Below are 18,499 nucleotides of genomic sequence, written 5' to 3' on the forward strand. Positions count from 1 at the left end.
CTTAAGCCTCTTTCACTACAGAAACGATTTTTTTTGCTGCATCATCTAAATCATCTGCTGCAATCACATTTAAACCGCTTTCATTAATAATATTTTTACCTAAATCTGCATTAGTACCTTCTAAACGCACAACTAACGGAACTTTTAGTCCTGTTTCTTTTATAGCAGAAACTATACCTTCTGCTATAACATCACAGCGCATAATACCACCAAAGATATTAACTAAAATACCTTTGACATTATGATCGGCAGTAATAATTTTAAAAGCAGCTGCAACTTTTTCTTTAGTAGCTCCACCGCCTACATCTAAGAAGTTAGCCGGTTCTGCTCCATAAAGTTTTATGATATCCATAGTGGCCATAGCTAAACCAGCCCCATTTACCATACAACCAATATTACCATCTAAAGCCACATAAGCTAAATCATATTTTGACGCTTCAATTTCTTTAGGATCTTCTTCTGAAATATCGCGAAGCTCCAAAATATCAGAATGACGAAAAAGTGCATTATTATCAAATGAAACTTTAGCATCAAGCACACGCAAACGACCATTTGTCATTACAATGAGAGGATTAATTTCTAATAAACTCATATCTTTTTCAACAAAAGCTTTATAGAGAATAGGAAATAATTTCAAACCATCTTCATAAGCTTCACCCTCTAATTTTAGAGATTTAGCCAGAAGTTCAGCTTCTTCAGGAGAAACTTCATTTCCTTCAATTGCTACAGTGACAATTTTTTCAGGAGTTTCTTCAGCTACGGCTTCGATATCCATACCACCTTCTGTTGAAACCACAAAAACAATTTTACTTAAAGAACGATCTACTAAGAGAGATAAATAAAGTTCTCTCTCTATATCTGCGCCGTCTTCTATATAAATACGATTAACTTGCTTACCTGCTGGACCAGTTTGTTTAGTGACTAATGTAGAACCTAGCATTTCTCTAACATTAGCAACAACTTCTTCCACTGACTTAGATAATCGAACACCGCCTTTAGCATCCTCACCTAATTCCTTAAATTTACCTTTACCGCGACCACCGGCATGAATTTGGCTTTTAACCACATATAAAGGTCCAGGTAATTTTTTTGCCCATTCTTCAGCTTGTTCAACTGAATATACAGCAACCCCATTAGCGACCGGGGCTCCATACTCATGTAAAATACGTTTTGCTTGATATTCATGGATATTCATAAATTTACTCCTAATAGAGAATGAATTACTATAATTATTTTAATTGTGGTGCTAAGTTAATACATGCATCACAAAGATCCTGAACAGCAGACACAGACAGATCAAAAGCTGCACGTTCTTCTGCATTAAGTTCAATTTCAACAATACGCTCAATACCATTAGCACCAATAATAGCTGGAACACCAACATATAAATCATCAACGCCATATTGCCCTGCTAAATGAGCGGCTACTGGTAAAATACGTTTTTTATCTTTTAAATAAGATTCTGCCATCACAATCGCAGAAGAAGCTGGAGCATAATAAGCTGAACCGGTTTTTAGTAAATTAACTATTTCCGCTCCACCGACTCTGGTTCGCTGAATTATCGCATCAAGCTCCCTTTGAGATAACCAGCCCATTTTTACTAAATCTGTCAATGGAATACCCGCTACAGTAGAATAGCGAGCTAAAGGAACCATAGTATCACCGTGTCCACCTAAAACGAAGGCAGAAACATCCTCTACAGATACTGAAAGAGCCTCAGCTAGAAAACAACGAAAACGAGCTGAATCTAAAACTCCAGCCATACCTACTATTTTATGTTTTGGTAAACCTGAAAATTTTTGTAAAGCCCAAACCATAGCATCTAAAGGATTAGTAATACAAATTACAAAAGCATCTGGTGAATATTTTTTTATTCCTTCTCCTACCTGCTCCATAACCTTTAGATTTATAGACAATAAATCATCTCTACTCATTCCAGGCTTACGTGGAACACCTGCAGTAACGATAATTACATCTGAATTAGCTATATCAGAATAATCAGAAGTACCTTTATATCTAGCATCAAAACCTTCAACCGGTGCAGATTCAGATATATCCAAACCCTTACCTTGTGGTATTCCATCAGCGATATCAAATAAAACTACATCGCCTAACTCTTTTAAGCCTATCATATGAGCTAGAGTACCACCTATCATACCTGACCCAACCAAGGAAATTTTCTTACGCATTATCGACTCCTCACCAATATATGATTAAATTATACTGATATATTATTTATTTAATTCCTAAAACTATTTTTTAAATTTTACAACAAATAATTTAAAAGTTTCTATATTAATAGCACTAATAAACAATATTTAAGATAAGAGTGTAGATTTTTCCCAATTCAGTAAATATTCTTCACTTTGCATTTCAAATAAACGTGAGTATGTTCGGCTAAATTCAAAAGCCTCTAATTCATTTCCGGTTTCTGTGATATATAAACTACCAATATCCGATTCAGAAGACATGAATAACCTTATGTTTTTATCATATAAACTATCAATTAATAATATGAATCTTTTCGCTTGATTGCTGTTATTATTAGTCATTATAGGTACATTTGCTAAGAAAATAGTATGATATTTTTTTAGAATTTCTAAATAATCAGCTGCGGCAAATGGTTTGCCGCATAAATCCATATAATCAAATTTAGCAAATCCACTTGTAGACATAGGAACATTAATTTTACGCCCTCTGAAAGATATAGTTTGATTCGCAACAACTGAACTTCCTAAAGTTAGATCAATCCATTTTTGCTCAAACTCATTTATATTTGCTTCAGTTAAAGGATAAAAATAATATTTAGCTTCATTAGTTTTTGTTAAACGATAATCTTGCTCAACTTGAACATTAAAACTTTTAACATTTTGTTCTAATTTATCAATGAATGGTAAAAATAATTCCCTATTTAGACCATTTTTATACAAATCTTTAGGAGCAACATTAGAAGTAGCTACCAATATTACCCCTAGCTTAAATAAATTTTCAAAAAGACGAGATAATATCATTGCATCGGCTATATCAGTAACAGTAAATTCATCAAAACACAGCAATTTAACTTCGCTTGCAATTTGTTGCGCTACAGGAATGATAGGATCATTTTGCTTGTTTTTTTTATCAGCAAAATCTTTTCTGTGTAAGGTAATTCTATTATGAATATCCGTCATAAAGTCATTAAAATGCACGCGCATTTTCTTTTTACTCGAAACTAAGGAAAAAAATATATCCATCAACATAGTTTTTCCTCTACCTACTTCACCATAAATATATAATCCTTTTGGTGTTAAAGGTTTTTTCCATAAAGAAAATAAATAATTTTTACTTGTAGGTAAATAATTATTAACTTTTGATAATAACTCATCTAACGTCATTATCAACTTTTGTTGTGATGAATCATATTGTATTTTTCCTGATGCTATCATATCTTGATAAGCTTGGTAAACTTGTTTAACCATAATCATTCTAACGTTTTAAAGTAATAATTTTATCATAAAAGGTTACCCCGTGAAAAAAACCTTTTTTAACTAAATAAAATTTAGCTAAAATATTATTATTAGAGTCATATAAATGCAATAATTGTCCGTTTATCTTCCAATAAGCAATTTTAGAATAGGGAGCTTTACAATTAATAGGGCGAGCATGGTAACCCAACCTTATAGGAGTTTGTGGAGTTATTAATTTACAATTTGAATCATCTATAGATAAATTCCATTCTCCTGATACATCTAAAGGCTCAATAACCGGAGCTGTTTCTGGTAACAACCAATCATTACTTGATTCATTTACAAAATTATCTATAAAATTAGTCTGTTCTACTGAAGGTAAACTTTTATTATCTACTGGAAAAAATTTAGGTAAAGAGATCACTGTTTTATTACAGGCAGATAAAGAAATGCTTAAAAAAAGAAAAAGACAACTTCTACTAAAAAAATTCATTTGCAAAGATCCTTTAACCAATTTATTATCAGAATAACTATCGTTGAATAATATATTTAAAAATTATATAATTATTTCAAACATAAAGAGCAATCACTAAATTACATATTAAGGAAAAATTATGTTTGATCTACATCCTTTTGCTAAAATGAACGGGCTAGGAAATGAAATTTTAGTAATAGATGTACATAATAACGATAATGAACAATCTATAACAAAAAATGCTATCCTAAATTTAGCTAAAGATCCACATATGAGTTTTGATCAAATCATGCTAATAAAAAAACCGGATAATAATGGGGTTTTTTGGCTAGATATTTTTAACCGTGACGGCTCTCAAGCTCAAGCTTGTGGTAATGGTACTAGATGCGTTGCTGAATATTTATTTAATTTAACTAAACAAAAAGAACTAACTTATCAAACTAAAAATAATTTATTAAAATCTATAAAATTAGATAATGGCGATATTTGTGTAGATATGGGAAAAGCCTTTTTTAGTTGGGATAAAATTCCTCTTGCTTATAGTATAACTGATACTGCGCAATTACCGTTAACTTATCCTCAATTAGGACGTGCAGCAGCAGTAAATGTTAGTAATCCGCATGTTGTATTTTGGTTAAAAGAAGACGTGAATGATTTCCCATTACAAAAATTTGGACCTTTGATTGAAAATGACAAATTATTTCCTGAGAAAGTTAATGTATCTATCGTAAATATAAAATCAAAACAACATATTAAGATAAGAACTTGGGAAAGAGGAGCCGGTTTGACTCTTGCTTGTGGAAGTGCAGCTTGTGCAACAACTATCTTATCACATAAAATAAAAAATACCTCAAATAAACTAAAAGTATCTATGCCAGGTGGTACGTTATTTACACAATATACAGATGATGGTCATATATTTATGACAGGATCCACAGAATTAGAATTCACTGGTATAGTTTCTATAGAGACAGGAACATATGAAAAAAGGAATATATAATGTCAATTAAAGTAGTCACTTTTGGCTGCAGGCTTAATATAGTAGAAACTGAAGTTATAAAACAAGAAGCTCAAAAAGCTAACCTAGATAAACTAGACAACGAAACTTATATATTTAACACATGTGCTGTCACTGAAGAAGCTGTAAGACAAGCTAAACAATCGATAAGAAAGACCAGAAGAGAAAACCCCAACGCCAATATCATTGTTACCGGCTGCGCCGCTCAAGCTGACATTAAACAATTTACTGACATGGAGGCTATTGATTTAATAATTGGTAATGAAGATAAATTACACGCTTCCTCATATAAACAATTACCAGATTTTGGTTTTGAGCAATATGAAAAAATACGAGTAAATGATATCATGTCAGTTAAAGAAACTGCTGGACATTTACTAAATTCTGTAGAGGGAAAAACTAGGGCTTTTGTTCAAATACAGAATGGTTGCGATCATAGGTGTACATTTTGCATTATACCTTATGGACGAGGACCATCAAGATCTGTACCAATTGGGGTAATAGTTCAACAAATTAGTAATTTATGTAAAAATGGCTATAAGGAAGTAGTTTTAACCGGCGTAGATCTTACTAGTTATGGATTAGATTTACCTGGTAAAAGCAATCTAGCTAAATTAATAAAAATAATATTAAAAGAAATACCTGAATTACCAAGGCTTAGATTATCTTCCTTAGATTCCATTGAAATAAATGATAGTCTGCTAGAATTATTAATCAATGAAACACGAATAATGCCACATATCCATTTATCTTTACAAGCTGGAGATGACCTAATATTAAAAAGGATGAAACGTCGACATTTACGGCAAAATGCTATTGATTTTTGTACCAACTTAAAAAAACAGAGACCTGAAATAATATTTGGCGCAGATTTCATTGCAGGATTTCCTACAGAAACGGAAGAAATGTTTCAACAAACATTAAAATTAGTTGATGAATGTCAAATAACTTACTTACATGTATTTCCTTATTCCGCTAGAACAAATACACCTGCAGCAAAGATGCCTCAAGTAGAAAAAACAATAATAAAAGAAAGAGCTAAACGATTAAGAGAATTAGGAAAAGAAAAATTGCAACTTTTCTTTCAAAGTGAAATAGGAAAAACTAAAAATATTCTAGTTGAAAATAATAATATTGGTAGAACAGAAAATTACGCTTTAACTGAATTAACAGAAAATTTTCAACAAGGAACTATTATAAAAGCTAAAATAACAGGATATAACCACAATAGATTAACCGCTATACCTATCTTTGAGGAGAAAATATGAGTTTATTAAAAAAAATATTTTCATTTAAAAAAGAAAAAACTAACTCTGATAAATTAGAAGAAAAAAATAGTTCTCCTGATGTAAATAAACCAGAGGAAGTTAAAAAAGATAATTGGCTAACCCTTTTATCAAATGGATTACAAAAAACCTCGCTAAAATTAAATAATTCATTGAAAAATGTACTAATTAACAAAAAATTAGATGAAGATATTTTGTTAGATATTGAAGATATTTTAATACAAGCAGATTTTGGAATAGAAACAAGTCAAGATATAATAAATAAAATAAGTAAATTCAAATATGATAAAAATATCTCTTATTTAGAAGTAAAAAAACTTATCTCAAACGAAATTGAGCAAATTTTAATAAATGTAGAAAAAGAATTAAAAATAGATAAAAGTAAAAAACCACAAGTAATTTTAATGGTAGGCGTGAATGGTAGCGGCAAAACTACAACCATAGGAAAATTAGCAGCTAAATTATCAGATCAAGGGTTAAAAGTCATGTTGGCTGCTGGTGACACTTTCAGAGCTGCAGCCATTGAACAATTAGAGTTATGGGCCAATAAAATTAATATACCTATAGTAACTTCTAAAATCGGTAGTGATGCTGCTAGTCTAGCATATGATGCGTATCAACAAGCTTTAAATAATAATATAGATGTTCTACTAATTGATACAGCTGGAAGACTACAAAATAAAATAGATTTGATGGAAGAACTTAAGAAAATAGTAAAGGTGTTAAAAAAAATTGACAAGAATGTACCGCATGATATTATACAAATAATTGATGCTACAACAGGACAAAATGCGCTAAAGCAAGTCGAGATATTCAAAAAAACAGCTGATGTAAATGGCCTAATAATTACAAAATTAGACGGTACAGCCCGAGGTGGTATATTAATTGAAATATCTAGAAAATTTCAATTACCTGTTTATTTTATTGGAATAGGTGAAGCTGTTGAAGATTTACAAAAATTCTGTGCTAACAACTTTGCACAAGCAATATTATCAGCTAACATGGAAGATACTAATGAAAAAAAATAAAAACGAAATACCTACAAATATAAAATTATTACTTGAATTTACCCCTTTGATACTTTTTTTTATTGCTTATAAAAAAAGTACTTGGTTAATTAACAATATAACTATATTTAAAACATTAGATCCTAATCTACACGCTCTAATACCTGCAACAGCTGTTATCATAATTGCAACTTTAATAACTAATTTTATATATTGGCTATATACAAGGAAACTACAACCTGTAACTATATTTTCAATGGTATTAATTATAATTTTTGGTGGTTTAACTATCATTTTTGCTGATGATAATTTTATAAAAATAAAAGTAACTGTTATCTATGTTATTTTCTCAGCAATATTATTTATAGGGTTAGCATTTAAAAAAAATATGTTAGCTTATTTATTCAATGATAATTTAAAATTAACTGAAACAGGGTGGAATAAACTAACTTTAAGATGGGCCATCTTCTTTTTAATATTAGCTGTATTAAATGAATTTGCTAGAATATATTTCAGTACAGAAATTTGGACATATCTAAAAGTATTTGGCTTTTTAGGCTTAACTATTCTATTTATGATGATGCAAATTCCATTAATAAAAAAACACCTAATAACTAATAACTAATAACTAATAACTAATAACTAATAACTAATAACTAATAACTAATAACTAATAACTAATAACTAATAACTAATAACTAATAACTAATAACTAATAACTATATTACAGCTATTACTTAATAATAGTTAATTTTTTAACTGCACGGGTAATAGCTGTGTATAACCATTTATGAGAATTTTCTTTAAAGAAATAACTCTCGTCAAATAAACAGATATTATTCCACTGAGAACCTTGTGCTTTATGTACTGTTAACGCGTACCCATAATCAAAGTCATCATATTTTTTCTTAGATAAATTAGACTTTTTTATAAAATTTGGATTAAAAAAACTCTTTGATAAAGATATTTTTACATCTGTACGATCTTCATCTTGAGCATCAATTTTCATGCTAATAGCATTATCATCTTTTGTTTCTAATAATTCAGTAACTTGCCACAAAGAACCATTAAAAAAATCTTTTTCAAAAGAATTTGAACAACATATTAATTTATCATTTACTGCAGGATAAGGACTATTCATATTATTAAATTGTCTCATTAGCTGATTAGATTTATTTCTTGAAGCATGACTTCCAACTAAAATTTGATCTGCTAATAATAATTGTTGTTTATCAAAATCATTATATTTTATAACTTCTACATCTCCATAATTACCATAAGTAAGTCTGCCTCCTTTCCTTATATATTCTGATAATAATATTATTGAACTTTCTTTAGCTTGCCTATGTATTTCTGTTAGCAATATATCAGGTGGTTCATTAATAAAAAAGCCATCTCCCTCAATAGGAGGTAATTGAGCCGGATCACCTAATAATAAAATAGGTACGCCAAAACTTAACAAATCTTCAGCTATTTTTCTATTAATCATAGAACATTCATCTATTATAACTAATTTAGCTCGTTTGATTTTACTATGTTCATTAATAACAAAATGTAATTTATTATCTTTTTTACCAGTTGTTGGATGAATAGATTCATCCTTTTTTTCTAATCTATATATTAAAGAATGTATTGTACTAGCATTATCCGTTCCTTTACAAGATAACATATGAGCGGATTTAGCAGTGTAAGAAACGAATAATACTAAACCATCTACTTCTTGTGCTATATATTTTGCAAGGGTAGTTTTTCCCGTACCCGCATATCCAAACACCCTAAAAATAGGTTTATTTTTTTCTTTTATCCAATTAGAAATAGATAATAAAGCTAAAGATTGTTCATTAGAAAAATTCATTTAAAAACACCTCTCATACTAAATAACTTATAGTTAATTGATGAGAAAGACGCTTTATCTCTTCAATATTTTTATAATTAATCATTAAATTGCCCTACTATATTATTTATTAGTTTCATAAATAATATAGTTTTTTATAAGCTAGATAAATATTATCTCATGATATACATTATATAAAATTTAAGTAATATATTTATTTACTTAATTCCCTTATAATTAATCGTTAAAAATACATTCAATATTTTTATATTTAATAATTCAAGTTCTACAATTATTGATTTTACAAATAATTAAACTTTATTTTAGTAAAGTAAATATTTATTTATCAAATTCATTTATAGTTAATTGTTGAGAAATACGTTTTATATCTTCAATATTTTTATAACTAATCATTAAATTGCCGCCACCATATTTATTAGTTTTTACTGATAAATTAAGCCCTATCTTATCTTTAATTATTTGTTTTAAATTATTAACTTCTTCTAAAAAATAGATATGATTTTCTTTATCTGTATTACTAAGTGGCAAACCATTTTCTATTTCTTTTTTTATATCATTTGCATCTTGTTGTTGAATTAAATATTCTAATTGACGTACTGAAAGTTGCTGTTTTATAACTTTATTTGCTAATTCTAAAGGATTTTTAGCACTAACTAAGGCTCTAGCATGTCCAACGGAAAGTAAATTATTTTGAATATATTGTAATATTTCAGCTGGTAATTTTAACAAACGCAAACTATTAGTAACATAACTGCGACTTTTTCCTATAACCTGGGCTACAGCATTTTGACTATAAGAATATTCTGTTATCAATTTTTGATAACCTTTAGCTTCTTCTATAGGGTTTAAATCAGCCCTTTGGACATTTTCAATTATTGCTATTTCTAAAGAAGTACGATCGTCAATGTTTTTTATAATAACAGGTATTTTAGTTAAACCTGCTTTTTGGGCTGCACGCCATCTTCTTTCACCTGCTACTATTTCTACAGATTTTTTATCTAATAGGATACGTACTATTATAGGTTGAATAATACCATGTTCCCTAATGGAATTAACAAGATCATCTAATTCTTCTTCTGCAAAAGATTGACGTGGATTATTAGGATTTGGAGTTATATCATTGATATTTAAAAACACTCCTTTTATAGATAAATCTGTTTCAGTATCTTGATATAAATTATTATTAGTGTTTAAAGAAATTTTATCAGAAGTTTTTTTACTTATCTTAGATAGATCCTGATCTTTTATTTCAAGCGCTACCGGCGCCGGATTTATATCACCTATTAAAGTTGATAAGCCTCTCCCTAATCTTTTTTTTGATAAATCTTCACTCATAATCTAACCTAATCTTTTTTATAATTTCACTTTAATAGATTTTTTATAAATACAAAACAACCTCTATTTTATATTTGACACAATCTGCGTTCTTTTTGGATTAATTCTGAAGCTAATCGCAGATAAGCTTGGCTACCAGCACATTTTAAATCATATAATAAAGCTGGTTTACCAAATGAAGGCGCTTCAGACATACGTACATTCCTTGGAATAACAGTTTTATAAACCTTATCACCCATAAATTCTCTTACATCTTCTACAACTTGATTAGCTAAGTTATTACGACTATCATACATTGTAAGAACAATTCCTTGAATAGTAAGTTCAGAATTTAAACTATCTCTGACTTGTTTTACTGTTTCTAATAATTGACTTAATCCCTCTAGCGCAAAAAATTCACATTGCAAAGGAACTAATAATGCATGTGCAGCGGCCATTGCATTTAACGTTAATAAATTTAGCGAAGGCGGACAATCAATTAATACATAAGAAAATCTTTCAGCAACTCTTTTATCTTGCCGCAAAGCTCTTTTAAGTCTTAAAGTTCTATCATTAGCAGCAGAAATTTCAACTTCTACACCTAATAAATCAAGTGTAGATGGTATTATAGATAATCTAGGTATTTCAGTTTCAACAATAGCACTAAAAGCGGAGACACCATCTGCTAACAAATCATATGAAGAAACTGTACGTTGATTTTTATCAATACCTAAACCTGTACTAGCATTACCTTGTGGATCGACATCAACTATTAAAACTCTTTCACCTATAGCAGCTAAAGCGGTAGCCAAATTAATTGTTGTCGTGGTTTTTCCAACGCCACCCTTTTGATTTGCTACAGTGATAACTCGAAAATGTCCATTCATCGCTCAACCTTTTTCTCAAATAAGTAATATAACAATACTATTATTTTTCTTATTTTTCTATTAAAATAAGTTTATTTACTAGATAACTCACTAATTTTTAAAATTACGGATTCATTATCTATTTTACTTGTAATAACGGAATATTTAAAATTAAATTTTTTCTTAGCTAACAAAAGTTCATCTTGAAATGTTTTACCTTTTGGTAAAAGAGCAACGGTATCAATAGAGAACAAAGGTAAAATTAATTTTAACAATAGATCTAATGGAGCTACTGCACGTGCAGTAATGACATCAATATTTTTATTATCAATATTAATATTTTCAATTCTATCCGCTATAACTTTAGCCGGTAAATTAAATTCTGTGATCATAGAATGTAAAAATGATACTTTTTTATGATTACTTTCAATCAAATGAATAAAATATTGATTATCTGAATTAATATTTTTATTTAAATTCTTAAATAAGATAGCTAAAACTATACCAGGAAAACCGCCTCCTGAACCAAGATCTAACCATTGTTTTTGATTCATTCCATAAGTGAATATTTGTGCAGAATCTAAAATATGCCTTACCCAAAGCTGAGATAGACTATTAGGAGAAACTAAATTAATATGGTTAGACCATACTTTAACGCGTTCCACAAACTGTTGTAATTCTACATATGTTTCACGTGAAACATTATTAACAACATTTTGTAAAAGTTTAAATTCATTATCCATAGTAACCTTTGTATAATATATTATTAACTATATATTATGTATAAAATTATATTTTTTTTTATAAACTAATAATGTTTCACGTGAAACGTTATTAGTTTATTTTACTGATAGAATGTCTTTTATGTATATTATTAATTATCAAAGCTATAGCTGCCGGTGTCATACCATCAATATGTTGCGCTTGACCTATTGTCTCAGGTCTCACCTTATTGAGTTTTAACAACAATTCATTCGAAAGTCCTGATATTTTTTCAAAAGTAAAATTAGAAGGTATTTTAAGAGTTTCATCTTTTTTTATTTCTTCTATATTTTTTTGTTGCCTATGTAAATAGACGGAGTATTTTGCTTCTATTTCAATAAGTTCTTGCCATTTCTTATCATATAAATTTAACTCAGTCCAAATCTTAGTTAATTTAATAAAATCAACATCAGAATAAGATAATAAATCATAAGCTGATCTCTTAACCCCATCTTGATTTATATTTATAGAAAAATTACTAGCCTGTGAAGGCGTTATATATAACGATTTACACTTATTTCTTAATTCAGATATTTTTGACACTCTATTTAAAAAATATTCTTTTCTCTCATCAGAACATAAACCTAGTGATATAGCTAAAGGTGTTAATCTTTCATCAGCGTTATCAGCTCTTAAGGATAATCTAAATTCAGCTCGAGAAGTAAACATACGATAAGGTTCAGATATTCCTCTAGAAGTTAAATCATCTATCATTACACCTATGTAAGATTCTGTTCTAGAAAATATTAGAGGCTCTTGCCCTTTTACTAATAAAGCAGCATTGATACCAGCAACGATACCTTGAGCGGCAGCTTCTTCATAACCAGTAGTACCATTAATTTGACCCGCTAAAAATAAACCTCTTAAATTTTTTACTTCCAAACTTCTTTTTAATTGTCTAGGATCAATAAAATCATATTCAATAGCGTATCCATATTGTAATATATTTACATTTTCTAAACCTTTAATTGTTTTTAAAAAAGATTCTTGTATATCTTCGGGTAAGGAGGTAGATAAACCATTAGGATAAATAACATTACTATCTAAACCTTCTGGTTCTAAAAAAATTTGATGACCTTCTCTATCTCCAAATTTTACAATTTTATCTTCAATTGAAGGACAATATCTCGGACCTATACCAGTTATTTCTCCTGAGTACATAGCTGATAAGTGAATGTTATTTTTTATAATTTCATGAGTTTTATTATTAGTTCTAGTTATAGCACATTTAATTTGAGGAACATCTGTTGTTTTGGTTAAAGATGAGAAAAAACAGATATCATCATCAGGTAATTGATATTCTAAAGAATCCCAATTTATACTATTTGCATCTAATCTAGCCGGTGTACCAGTTTTTAATCTTTGAGGGTTTAAACCTATATTTTTAATTTTCAAAGCTAAATTATTAGAAGCTTGATCTCCATGCCTACCACCTGATATTTTCTTTTGTCCTATATGTATAATACCATTCAAAAAAGTACCGCTAGTTAAAATAACTGCTTTAGCTGTTATAGCTCCATATTTTTTACCTATTATACCGGTAATATTATCTTTAGTAAAAGTTAAATCTATTACTTCATCTTCAATAACTTGTAAATTTTTTTGTGATTTTATACTAGATTGAACTGCTTTTTTATATAAATTTCTATCCGCTTGAGTTCTAGGACCTCTAACAGCTGGTCCTTTACGTCTATTTAACAATCTAAATTGAATACCAGCTTTATCAGCAGCTTGGCCCATTATTCCATCTAATGCATCTATTTCACGAACTAAATGACCTTTACCTATACCACCTATAGCTGGATTACAAGACATAACGCCTATTTGATCAAAATAAAAAGTAACTAAACCTACTTTTAACCCCATACGAGCTGCGGCTGCGGCTGCTTCGCATCCAGCATGACCACCTCCAACAACTAAGACTTCAAAATTATTAACTTTTAACATAAAAATACCTTATAGGTTTCACGTGAAACATCAATAGAATTTATTATATAACATTTTAATTATTATTTACCTATACAAAATTCTGAAAAGATAAAATCTAACATATCTTCTACGTCTACTGTACCCGTTAAACGACCAAATAAATGTGATATTTGTCTTAATATTTCAGCTTGTATCTCTAATGGTTGTTCAATATTTATTAAAATTTCATCAATTAAATTTAATATATCTGATAATATTAAACGTTGCCTTAATCTAGCTGGAATAATATCACCTATTTCTAGCTGTTTAGTATAACAATATTTACTAATTCTATCTAATAAAATATCTATATTTATACCTAATAAAGAAGAAATTTTTAAATCATACTTATTATTATTAGTTTCAATAATATCACATTTATTACCAATATACCAAATATCTCCTTGATAAAATGATAAATCAATTTTTATAGGATTTTGCATATCTTCTAGTAATATTACTAAATCAGCAGTATTTAGATGATTCTTTGCTTTTTCTATCCCTTTATATTCTATACTATCTGATTTTGTTTCTCTTATACCAGCCGTATCAACTATATTAACTATCATACCAGCTAAAGACAATCTTACTTCTATAGAATCTCTTGTTGTACCGGCTTCATTCGATACTATAGATATTTCTCTTCCTGATAAATTATTTATTAAACTTGATTTACCACTATTAGGAGCACCTATTAAAACTATTTTTAAACCATCTTTTACAGAATAACTTCGTTCAGAAATATTAATATAATTTGTTATCTCTGAAGATAATTTCTTCATTTCATTATAAGTAATTTCTAATAATTCCGAAGAAATTTCTTCTTCTTCTGAAAAATCAAATTGAGCTTCTAATAAAGAACGCATCTTTATTATTTTTAAACGCCAATTTTCATATTGTTTAGATAATAAACCATCAGATTCTAATAAAGCTAATCTTCTTTGACTTTCAGTTTCTGCCGCAATTAAATCTGCAAGCCCTTCAGCTTGAGTTAAATCTATTTTACCGTTTAAAAAAGCTCTTTTAGAAAATTCACCGGCTTCAGCTAATCTAACATTTGTAAATGTAGATAATTCTTGTAAAAATTTATTTACTACTGCTTTTCCACCATGTAAATGAAATTCTACACAATCTTCCCCGGTAAAACTATTTGGTTTAGGAAAATATACTACTAAACCATTATCTATTATATTATTATTTTTATCTTTAATTTTTGTTAAAGACATATAACGAGCTTTAGGAATATAACCTATCATATTTTTTAAAATAGTTAAGGATTCACCGCCAGATAACCTAATAACAGCAACCCCTGAAGGTAACATACCGCTTGATAAAGCATATATAGTGTACATTTTACTAACCTTTTAAAAAATAGATAGTTAATATACCCTCATTTATAAATGAAATTTTATCTTAACCATTCATAGAATCAAAAAATTCAGTATTAGATTTTGTTTGTTTTAATTTATTAATTAAAAATTCAATAGAATCTGTAGTATTCATTGAAGATAAAACAGCTCTTCTTAATACAAATATTTTTTGTAAATCTTTTTTATCCAAAAGTAAATCTTCTTTTCTAGTACCTGATTTTAAAATATCCATAGCAGGGAAAATTCTCTTATCTGCTAATTTTCTATCTAGCATAATTTCAGAGTTACCAGTACCTTTGAATTCTTCAAAAATAACCTCATCCATTCTACTACCAGTATCCACCAAAGCGGTAGCAATGATAGTTAAAGATCCACCTTCTTCAATGTTACGTGCAGCACCAAAACAACGTTTAGGACGTTGTAAAGCGTTCGCATCTACACCACCTGTTAAAACTTTTCCTGATGAAGGTATAACAGTATTATAAGCTCTACCTAATCTAGTTATAGAATCTAATAATATAACTACATCATGACCATGTTCAACTAATCTTTTAGCTTTTTCAATTACCATTTCAGTAACTTGGATATGTCTAGATGCAGGTTCATCAAAGGTAGAAGAAATAACTTCTCCTTTAACAGATCTTTGCATGTCAGTTACTTCTTCAGGTCTTTCATCAATTAATAAAACAATTAAATAGCATTCAGGGTGATTAACGGTAATAGAATGAGCTATATTTTTTAATAAAACTGTTTTACCTGTACGAGGAGGAGCAACAATCAATGCTCTTTGTCCTTTACCTAAAGGTGTAATAATATCTAAAATTCTAGGAGATATATCTTTTATTGTTGGATCATCTATTTCCATTTTTAACTGTTCATTAGGATATAATGGAGTAAGATTATCAAAATGTGTTTTATGTTTTATTTCTTCTGGATTTTGAAAATTAATAGTATTAATTTTTAATAAAGCAAAATAACGCTCACCATCTTTAGGACTTCTTATAGGTCCTTCTATAGTATCACCAGTTTTTAAAGAAAAACGTCTAATTTGTGACGGTGAAATATAAATATCGTCTGGTCCGGCTAAATAATTAGCATCAGCAGAACGTAAAAATCCAAAACCATCTTGTAATACTTCTATTACGCCTTCACCTATAATTTCTATATCTTGGATTGCTAATTTTTTTAAAATAGCAAACATTAATTCTTGTTTGCGTAAATTATTAGTATTTTCAATTTCTAGTTGATCAGCGAAAGCTAAAAGCTCAACTGGATTTTTACTTTTTAATTCTTGAAGTTTCATTTCTTGCATGGATAGGTTCTTAATATAAAAGGAGGGAGGTAAAATATTAAATAATAGTAATATATATAATATTTTTAATAATTAATTACAAGTAAATTAAAAAGGTTTTCTAATTACTAAGATAATTATTATAATTAATAAGACGGTAGGTATTTCATTTAAAAAACGCCAAGCTTTTTCAGAAATAGATCTGTTATCTATAGCAAATTGTTTTACATGGTAGGAAAAAAATGCGTGACAACTAATTAATCCTAAGACGCATAATATTTTTAATAAAAACCAATTAGTTTGAACTGATAATGTCCAATATAATAAAGCTCCTGTAATAATAGTAATAAACATAGCAGGATTTATTATATATCTAAGTAAATTTTTTTCCATAATTTTAAATAATTCAGAAGATTCAGATTTAATTTTAACTTGACTATGATATACAAATAAACGTGGTAAATATAACATACCTGCCATCCAGCAAGTAAAAGAGATAATATGAATTATTTTTATCCAAATAGAATAATCTATAACTAAAAAAAATAGTTTATCCGTTACTAATTCAATCATCTTAATTACCTTTGTTATAAGTTCTAATTAAATTTATCATTGTTTCTACATTTTTAATTGGTGTTGTAGGTAATATTCCATGTCCTAGATTAAAAATAAATGGTTTATCATTAAAATTATCAAGAATATTTAAAACTCCTTCATGTAAAGCTTGTCCACCAACTAATAATCTTACAGGATCAAGATTACCTTGAATTATAGTTTCATTTTGTAAAGATTTAGCAAAATCAAAAGGTATTGCCCAATCTATAGATAAAACATCAACTTTTGTTTTTGTTGCATAATTTTTATAAAAAGCGCCGCATCCTTTAGGAAATCCAATAATAGGTACATTAGGATATTTTTCTTTTACTTTTTTTACAATTTTAGCTACTGGTTTAATACAATATTCTTCAAAATTATTTTCATCTAATATATTACTCCAAGAATCAAAAATTTGTACTAAGTCACAACCGTGATCTATTTGTTTTATTAAATAATTAGCACTTGCTTCTGTTATAATAGAAATTAAATTTTTCATTTCATTAGGATATTGCATAGCAAATTTTTTAGCTTCAATATGATCTTTAGAAGTTTTTCCATTTATCATATAGGTTGCTATTGTCCAAGGAGCACCACAAAAACCTATTAAAGTTTTTTCTTTAGATAATTTTTGTTTAACATTTTCAATAGTTTGATAGATAGGATTTAATATATTATCAATTTTATTAATATTTTTTTCTAATTTATTTATTTTATCAATAGTTAGTTGTTCTAAAATAGGACCTTCATTTTCTTTAAAAGTTAAATTAATTCCTAAGCTATGTGGAATTACTAAAATATCAGCAAATATTATTGCTGCATCAAGATCAAATCTATTAATAGGTTGTAAGGTTACCTCTGTAGCCAGTATAGGATTATAACATAATTCTAAAAAGCTATCGACTTTTTTTCTAATATTCCTATATTCTAATAAGTAACGACCTGCTTGTCTCATAAACCAAATAGGAGGAATATTTTGTTTTTGTCCGTTAATAGTTTGTAAAAGTTTTTTTTTCATAAGGGTGCTATCTGTAAAATTTCATTTTGATTTTATCATAATATTAAAAAAAAAGAGATATATATAATTGTTTTTTTTATTATAGTCTGTGATTAACTGATATTATTAATTATTAACTTTTTATTAAGATAAAGAATCGTTTTTAATAAATTTTTTATTTTTTATAATTAATTTTATGCTTGTGTAAGAATCTATAATTAATATTTTGTTAATTATATTTATGGTGGTT

At 28.2% G+C, this 18,499-nt stretch carries 17 protein-coding genes; 4 read left to right on the forward strand and 13 right to left on the reverse strand.

Annotation, left to right across the window (positions count from 1 at the left end):
- Position 1 precedes the first annotated feature (1 nt).
- The 4 genes from sucC to AB6T46_RS00105 form a co-directional block, all read right to left on the reverse strand.
- Complete coding sequence (gene sucC, locus AB6T46_RS00090; protein ID WP_370931428.1) at positions 2-1,195, reverse strand: ADP-forming succinate--CoA ligase subunit beta; 1,194 nt, start codon at positions 1,193-1,195, stop codon at positions 2-4.
- Between the two features lie 34 nt (positions 1,196-1,229).
- Positions 1,230-2,192 (reverse strand): malate dehydrogenase, encoded by a 963-nt coding sequence (gene mdh / locus AB6T46_RS00095; RefSeq protein WP_370932062.1) that lies wholly within the window; start codon positions 2,190-2,192, stop codon positions 1,230-1,232.
- A gap of 126 nt (positions 2,193-2,318) precedes the next feature.
- A complete protein-coding gene (gene zapE / locus AB6T46_RS00100; RefSeq protein ID WP_370931429.1) occupies positions 2,319-3,458 on the reverse strand; it encodes a cell division protein ZapE in 1,140 nt (379 codons plus the stop codon).
- Between the two features lie 7 nt (positions 3,459-3,465).
- Positions 3,466-3,939, reverse strand: coding sequence for an AprI/Inh family metalloprotease inhibitor (locus AB6T46_RS00105; RefSeq protein ID WP_370931430.1), 474 nt, complete (start codon positions 3,937-3,939; stop codon positions 3,466-3,468).
- 121 nt (positions 3,940-4,060) lie between these two features.
- Here AB6T46_RS00105 and dapF point away from each other — a divergent pair, with 121 nt between their 5' ends.
- From dapF to AB6T46_RS00125, 4 genes are read left to right on the forward strand one after another with little or no spacing between them, the layout of a single operon-like run.
- The gene (gene dapF, locus AB6T46_RS00110; protein ID WP_370931431.1) at positions 4,061-4,921 is read left to right on the forward strand and encodes a diaminopimelate epimerase; all 861 of its coding nucleotides are present in this window, start codon (positions 4,061-4,063) and stop codon (positions 4,919-4,921) included.
- Positions 4,921-6,207, forward strand: a complete 1,287-nt coding sequence (gene mtaB, locus AB6T46_RS00115) for a tRNA (N(6)-L-threonylcarbamoyladenosine(37)-C(2))-methylthiotransferase MtaB (protein WP_370931432.1) — start codon at positions 4,921-4,923, stop codon at positions 6,205-6,207. The genes dapF and mtaB overlap by 1 nt, the downstream gene beginning before the upstream one ends.
- Positions 6,204-7,253: a signal recognition particle-docking protein FtsY gene (gene ftsY / locus AB6T46_RS00120; protein WP_370931433.1), complete on the forward strand. Its 1,050-nt coding sequence runs from the start codon at positions 6,204-6,206 to the stop codon at positions 7,251-7,253. Before mtaB ends, ftsY begins: the two co-directional genes overlap by 4 nt.
- The gene (locus AB6T46_RS00125; protein ID WP_370931434.1) at positions 7,240-7,857 is read left to right on the forward strand and encodes an inner membrane-spanning protein YciB; all 618 of its coding nucleotides are present in this window, start codon (positions 7,240-7,242) and stop codon (positions 7,855-7,857) included. Before ftsY ends, AB6T46_RS00125 begins: the two co-directional genes overlap by 14 nt.
- A gap of 108 nt (positions 7,858-7,965) precedes the next feature.
- Here the strand turns inward: AB6T46_RS00125 and AB6T46_RS00130 are convergent, their stop codons facing one another.
- The 9 genes from AB6T46_RS00130 to hemE form a co-directional block, all read right to left on the reverse strand.
- A complete protein-coding gene (locus tag AB6T46_RS00130; RefSeq protein WP_370931435.1) occupies positions 7,966-9,087 on the reverse strand; it encodes an ATP-dependent RecD-like DNA helicase in 1,122 nt (373 codons plus the stop codon).
- A gap of 318 nt (positions 9,088-9,405) precedes the next feature.
- Positions 9,406-10,422, reverse strand: coding sequence for a ParB/RepB/Spo0J family partition protein (locus tag AB6T46_RS00135; protein ID WP_370931436.1), 1,017 nt, complete (start codon positions 10,420-10,422; stop codon positions 9,406-9,408).
- 68 nt (positions 10,423-10,490) lie between these two features.
- Positions 10,491-11,288 carry a ParA family protein gene (locus AB6T46_RS00140; RefSeq protein WP_370931437.1) on the reverse strand — a complete coding sequence of 266 codons (798 nt, stop codon included), beginning with the start codon at positions 11,286-11,288 and terminating at the stop codon, positions 10,491-10,493.
- Positions 11,289-11,359: 71 nt separating this feature from the next.
- On the reverse strand, positions 11,360-12,010 hold the full coding sequence (rsmG, locus tag AB6T46_RS00145) for a 16S rRNA (guanine(527)-N(7))-methyltransferase RsmG (protein ID WP_370931438.1): 651 nt from the start codon (positions 12,008-12,010) through the stop codon (positions 11,360-11,362).
- A gap of 91 nt (positions 12,011-12,101) precedes the next feature.
- Positions 12,102-13,976: a tRNA uridine-5-carboxymethylaminomethyl(34) synthesis enzyme MnmG gene (mnmG, locus tag AB6T46_RS00150; protein ID WP_370931439.1), complete on the reverse strand. Its 1,875-nt coding sequence runs from the start codon at positions 13,974-13,976 to the stop codon at positions 12,102-12,104.
- A 62-nt stretch (positions 13,977-14,038) separates the two neighbouring features.
- Positions 14,039-15,349: a tRNA uridine-5-carboxymethylaminomethyl(34) synthesis GTPase MnmE gene (mnmE, locus tag AB6T46_RS00155; RefSeq protein ID WP_370931440.1), complete on the reverse strand. Its 1,311-nt coding sequence runs from the start codon at positions 15,347-15,349 to the stop codon at positions 14,039-14,041.
- Between the two features lie 61 nt (positions 15,350-15,410).
- The gene (gene rho, locus AB6T46_RS00160) at positions 15,411-16,679 is read right to left on the reverse strand and encodes a transcription termination factor Rho (RefSeq protein ID WP_370931441.1); all 1,269 of its coding nucleotides are present in this window, start codon (positions 16,677-16,679) and stop codon (positions 15,411-15,413) included.
- 87 nt (positions 16,680-16,766) lie between these two features.
- Complete coding sequence (locus AB6T46_RS00165; protein ID WP_370931442.1) at positions 16,767-17,231, reverse strand: CopD family protein; 465 nt, start codon at positions 17,229-17,231, stop codon at positions 16,767-16,769.
- A gap of 1 nt (position 17,232) precedes the next feature.
- Positions 17,233-18,270 carry a uroporphyrinogen decarboxylase gene (hemE, locus tag AB6T46_RS00170; RefSeq protein WP_370931443.1) on the reverse strand — a complete coding sequence of 346 codons (1,038 nt, stop codon included), beginning with the start codon at positions 18,268-18,270 and terminating at the stop codon, positions 17,233-17,235.
- Positions 18,271-18,499: the final 229 nt, after the last annotated feature.

The sequence above is a fragment of the Bartonella sp. DGB1 genome (genome assembly GCF_041345015.1).
Classification (GTDB): Bacteria; Pseudomonadota; Alphaproteobacteria; order Rhizobiales; family Rhizobiaceae; genus DGB1.